Origin of the sequence: Desulfatitalea alkaliphila, from assembly GCF_022968795.1 — a bacterium.
Taxonomy (GTDB): Bacteria; Desulfobacterota; Desulfobacteria; order Desulfobacterales; family Desulfosarcinaceae; genus Desulfatitalea; species Desulfatitalea alkaliphila.
Window position 1 is genome coordinate 1 of the sequence record NZ_JALJRB010000049.1, and the last position, 6,269, is coordinate 6,269.

2 protein-coding genes are annotated in these 6,269 nt (G+C 59.9%); both read right to left on the reverse strand.

The window, feature by feature from the left end; all coding sequences use genetic code 11:
• Positions 1 to 1,302: transglutaminase-like domain-containing protein (locus tag MRX98_RS21360; RefSeq protein ID WP_246915046.1), on the reverse strand; the 1,302-nt coding region annotated here is incomplete at its 3' end.
• Between the two features lie 99 nt (positions 1,303 to 1,401).
• Positions 1,402 to 6,243, reverse strand: a complete 4,842-nt coding sequence (locus MRX98_RS21365; RefSeq protein ID WP_246915049.1) for a choice-of-anchor A family protein — start codon at positions 6,241 to 6,243, stop codon at positions 1,402 to 1,404.
• Positions 6,244 to 6,269 lie beyond the last annotated feature (26 nt).

A 6,269-nucleotide genomic window follows, 5' to 3' on the forward strand; every position in this document is an offset into this window, starting at 1 on the left:
CGCGTCCATGGGAATCCAGCTGTCGCCGGTCTGGTGTGTCATGCCGCGGCCGGGAAAGTAATCGACCCAGGCCTGGGCCCACACGTGTTCGAAGCGGATGTGGGTGATTTGCCCGCCTTGGGTGATGCCGGTGACGGGAATACCGCCCTGGGCCATCAGGTTCATGGCCGCTTCGGGGGTGTGGGCGCCGCCGACCCAATTCATGACTTTTTCAGCGGGTGCCTCGACGGTGCCGTAGGCGTAGCGGGACGGGATGCCGGCGGCGCGCAGCAGGCTAATCAACAGGCCGGCGGTGTCCATGGCATTGCCGCTGCGGCCTTCCAGGGTCGCTTGCGCGCCTTGGATAGAGCCGTGGCTGGGGATATAGCGGATATGGTTGTGCACCCAGGCGTGTATTTGGGTGGGATCGTTGTCCAGGTCGGCGGCCAGGTCCTGGATCTCATCGGTGAAGCGAACCTCCAGGGTTTGGGCCAAATCGGCATCGACAGGCGGTGCGGCCGCCAGTGTGGTTCCGGACAGCAAGCCGATGGGCAGTTGGTTTGCGGCCACCAACGGATAGGCCGTCCGGGGAAGGATGCCGAGGATTTCCTTGAATTCTTCAGGGTTGGTGATGGGTTCGCGCACTTGGCTGTCGGACGGCCCCCAGGGCAATTGATTCGGGTCGAGGGGGGTGTGGCGGCGCTCGAAGGGGGTTTCTTCCAGTTCGGTACGCAAGTCATCGAACGCCTTGCGTTGGGTTTCGCCCTTTGATTCCACCAGGGTTTGCAGGTGGCGCCGGAGCGCATCGTGGCGGCTTTGAAAGCGCGCCATGGCCTCCTGGTGGCGCTCGCGGATCAGACGACGCACGTGGGGTGCGAGATCGGTTTGCTCCCAGCGCCGGGCATCCTCGACGAACTTTTCATGGGCCTCATGGTAGGCATCGGCGATGCGCTCACCGAGTCGGCGCAGATCCTTTGTTTCCGAAGCGGTCAGCGGGTCGGCCGGCATGATCCGTTCGCGGGCGCGGTCCAGCCAGCCGCGCAGATCACGGCGCTGTTCCATCGCCCGTGGCAGATCGTTGACGATGGTTTCACGCAGTCGCGAGAGGCGGTGGCCGAGCTTTTTATCAGGCGTGCTTTCCAGGATGGCTTCCAGTTCGGAAGACGGCTGGTCGTCCCGGCTCATCACCTCGGCAATGGCTTCGCCGGTGGGAGCAATGTAGAAAACGAAGCCGAAAATGATCAGGGTCAGCATGCCGGCCAGCCGGGCAAAAAGTCCTTTTCGGAGGGCCTCCATCGTTATTGTGTGTGTTGCTTTTTGCATGTTTCGCCTTTCCTGCGCCTGCCGGCTTGATGGTTTTTGTGGATCGCTTGCACCGTGGGCGCATGCGCCCTCATTGGTTCGTCGTTCCGCCTTCCGGTGTTATTGTGCAATCATGGTATACGTTGTCTCCACGTGTACAATCGGATCGGGAGCTTGTCCGGTTTGCACCAGCAGATCTATATGGGCTGCTTCGCCCACGGTTTCGGGCAGCTGCACATAAAGGGTTTGCTGATGGTTTTCAGATTGGGCAAGGGCAAAGGGAAAGCGCCAGGTAGCGCCATCCATGCCTTCTTCAATGGTAAAACCGGCACCGTCGATCACGACCAGATTGTCGCTGAATGTGAGCAGTGCTTCACCGGAGGCGGCCATGCCGGCATTGTTGATTTCCACCACCAGCGGTACCACCCTAGCGGATGCGAGCGGCAGCGGATCGGGATGGGCATGGGTCAGCCCGCTCAACAGCAAATCCGCAAAAGGATTGAATGCCGCTGTCGGGTCATTTTCGTGATGGGCGAACGCCTCGGCCAGAAGGTCGAAGCCGACAAAAACGGCCCGGCCCAGGTGGTATTCGTTCACTGCGATGGCGTTGTGCTTGAGGCAATCCACGGCACCCGCCAGCCCGCCGGCAAAGGGCCAATGGTTGATGGCCATCGGTCCGTCCCAGGATTTGGCGATCAACTGTCCGTTGATATTGCCGCGCGGGTTCTCAAAGTGGGCATACGGCGCCAGGATCGCGCCTTCGATGCCGATCCAGGTCAAATCGACCCGGTTTGCATCGGGAAAGTTGAACAGCACATTTTGCCGCATGGGCGCCAGTCCGGCCAGGCTCATGCTACTGATCGAGGCGTGGGGACCGGGTATGTTGAAAATGACGCTGGCGCCGGCCGGGATGTTGTGCACCCTGAAGGTGTGGGCGGTCATCAAATCAACGGCATCGATGCAAAACACCTGCAATTCGGACGTCCCGTCGCCGGACAGGGTCAAGGTACCATATTGGATCACGCCGGTACCGGTGGCCGGCAAGTCCGCGATATCCGCCGATAACCCTTCCATGTATTCACGCATCATGGCAAAATCCAAGGGGATATCGACCTGTCCTTGCGCCGTTGCGCCGCGCGCCATACTCTTGAGCACGGGCATCCCCACGCCCCCGATGCTGCCTTGGGCGACGAGATGGCCGTTGAAGATTTTGCCCAGAGGCAGATGCACATCTCCGCCGACCACCACCACATTGCTCAGCGGGTGCGCGCTCACCTTGTTGCCTACGCGATAGTGATTGAGGTTGAGCTGCCCGCCTACCGCCAGACGGCCTTCCACGGCCGATGCAACGGAACTGAAATCTTCGAATACCAGCGCATTGAACGCACCGGTTTCGCCCAAACAAGACGGCCCGTTTTCACCGGCACTTTCGCCGTCGCGAATGTATTGGGCGATCACCGCGGCGGTCTGTGGGACAAAACTCAATACTTTGCCTGGAACGTTAAAATCACTTGTCCAGGCTTCGCCAAGGTCGCTCGCTTCGACGCCCACGCCGCCGGCGAGGGCGACATTGCCGTGAATGGCGATTCCCAAGGCTTCTTCGACAAAACGATTGCGTCGGTCATGGCCACCGGCCACCAGCAGACCATCGCCTTGGGCGATCTTGGCGTTGAGCGTCTCTTGGGTTGGTTTGTTGAGTTTGACCGAACGGCTCATCAAGGCATACAAGCTGTAGCCGCCACCGGCCATTTCCATTGCGAAATCGGCCCCATTGTCGACGAAGGTGGCCAACCATCCGGCATTGCGCAACAATTGCCGGAGATATTCATTTCGGGCAACGGCAACGGTGTCGGATTCCGATATGGGGTCGCGCAGCACCAGCAAACGACCTTGGTGCCCGATGGCGATGTCGCCGTCGATCACAATGGGTGGTGGCTCGACCTGGAACAGCGCATGGGCCAAATCTTGAATCTCGTCATTGACCATGGCTTGAAGAACGCAGGCATAAGTCCCTGGTGCGTATCCGGCGGTTGCAAAGCCCTTGGATCGCGTGGCGTCGGCGCCGACGGGCAGATCCACAGCATCATTCTCCGTATCCATAACCGCTTCGTCGGCCATTTGAACGACCAACTGGTGAATCGGAAGGCCTTCGATTGCAGCCGCGCCGGCGTTGACCACCTCATAGGTGCAGATCTGAGCGGCACCGGCGTAAATGGTTTCCTCGGCCACACGCACCGTTCCCTGAACGGACCGCTGCATGTCATTGATCACCTCAAACCCGCTATGGCTGTCTGCGTAGACGGTGCCGCCCACATCGGCCAACGTTGCCACCAACCGATAAGTGCCCGTCGGGGCCCGAGCAAAATGGACCTTTTGTGTGGATTGTTCCGTCCCGCCCGGCATCAGGGTGCCGATGGAAATGGTGTCCGCATGCACGATAACGCCGTCGGGATCGGATACCACCACCTGTACGACTGTGTTCTCCATGGGATGAACGGTGGTGGTATTTTGAACCAGCAGCTCAATCACCACATCATCCGTCACATGATACTGCGGCCGGTCGGTGGCCGCACGGATGCTTGCCGCGGCCGTGCCGCCGGGTGGATCGCCCGGCTCAAGCTCGCTGATGACAAAGGAGGTCTGGGAGGCATCCAGAAGTGACCCGTCGAGGCTCATCAACTGCGCACGGGCGTTATAGGCGCCGGCCAACGTCCGGCCCGTCGACCATTGAGCGGTGAAGTCTGCTGATTCGGCAACAGGAATCGCCGCCGCATCAATGGCATCGAATACATGCACCGCAACGCCGTCCTGGTCGAGAACCTGCAACAGCACCCGATACCGCCCCTCCAGAGAGCCCGTATTGAACACCCGGCTTGTCAGATCGACAGTTTGTCCCGGTCCGAACCGATTCCCGTTCAGGTTGAGTTCAATGCTTCCCAGCATCGCCAAAACGGGAATCGCCTGGCGGTTGTTTTCCTGGTTGCATTCGGCGAAATCGCCATCGATCCGGACAATGACGACCAGCTCGCCACTGGTGAATGCCGTGGGCGGCAATCCTTCAATCCTCACCTCCGCAAAACCGCCGGGGAGAAATCCATCGGTGAAGATATGGTCTTCGACATGTCGGCCGCCTTGTTCGGGCGCACCGTCATACACCGATATGACCACGTTCTCCGATATGGACGCCGCGCCGCTGTTGCCGATCACCATGGCAATTGTCCCATCACTGCCGTAACCGCCATCGATGAAACGCACGCCGCCCACGGTGAGATCGGCCATTCTGGTTTCGCGTTGAATCTTTCCGGCAATGCCTTCGATATACTCCTGGTAGCCGGAAATGAGGGTCACGAAACCCCTTTCACCGCCCGCGGGTTGCGGAAAGACAATGCTGTTCAACAGGTTCACATTGATGCCGCTGCCGACGCCGATGGCGTTGAGCACATCGATGCCCATGTCGCCGGCCCGCGTGGCGGCGGAAATGGCCTGGCTTTGGTTGGATTGACCATCCGTGGAAAGATCGATCACCTGCAGCACACTCGACGGCGTGGCGGCGACCAGCAGATCGGCCGCCTTGTTGATGCAGTCATGAATCGAGGTGCCGCCGCCGAGCTTGCGGATGGCCCTGATGGTATCGGTGACGTGATGCACGTTGTCTTCCTCGATGATGGTCGGATTCAACTCGAGGCGACTGCTACCGGCGAACTGGAAGGCGGAAACGCGCACCGTTCCATCGCGCGGCACTATGTTTTCATCCTCGATCGCCCGCGCGGTACCCTCCAGTTGCAGCTGAAAATCGGCACTGCTCACACTGCCGGAGGCATCCATGCAGAGGCAAAGGTCGAGGATGGGCTTGTGCTCTGAAACGCACAATCCTGCCGTATTGCTTGTATTGTTGGCCTTTGACAGTTCCACCAGAACATTGGCTGGATCCAATACAACCAAAATCGGCGCATCCCGGAAGGATTGCCTCCCACTGACCGGCAACGCAACATCAATGGTACCGTCAACGGCAATGGGGTTCGCCGGTGACGCCGACACCACCACGCTGCCGAATACCCGCGCATCGTCACCCGGCACGCCATACCCATGCAGATCCTCATAGGCATGGACCTCGAAAGGCACCTCCACCGGGGCGTTCCCACGGTTGATGAGGGTCATGCGCAGCGTTCCGGACACAGCGAAGTCCTCGGGTGTGGAGAATATCTCATTGACATCGAGCGCCAGGATGGAAAGATCCGGGAGCAAGGCATCAATCCCCGGCTTGCGCAGCCGGATCTCTCCGAGGTCCAGCGCCTGGCCCTGCGCGGCAATCAGATGAAAACCCACAATGGCATAGGCGGAGGCATCGATGGAAAAATGATATTCACCACCCGTTAATCCCGAGAGGTCAAATCGGCCTTCGGCATCGCTGATGGTTTCCGCCGTTGCGTTGTCCGCCAAATTCACGGCCGAAAGCACAGCGCCGGCCACCGGAAGACGTGAACGCACATCCACCAGGTACCCCGACACCGTGGCCGTCGCCTCATCCTGCTCGGGCTGCAACCGGACCTCGCCGACATCGATGGTCAGCCCCCCCTGGAGTGTCACCTGCCCCGTCATGGGCAGATATCCGGGAAGGTTGAAGGCGACCGCCACAACATCCGTGTCAAGATTTTCAATCAACATCAGGCCATCGCGTTCGGTCCAATAATCAAAGGTTTCACCCGACGGATAGGTCAATGAAACCCACACGCCCTCCAACCCGCGCCCGCTAATGGCATCGACGACGGTGCCGGCCAGCGCCCCATTTGCGGAGGTCTGTTCCTGGGATGAAGATTCCAATTGCGGCGAAAAGATCAATCGGGCGCCGTCGTCGGGGGCGACGGAAGCCGAGACGGCATGATAACCTTCAAGGAATGCGGTGATCGTCATTTCACCGGCGGTTAAGCCTGCGAGCCCGTATGCGCCGTTCGGATCCGTCACGGCTGTGTGCACGCCTCCATCGGACT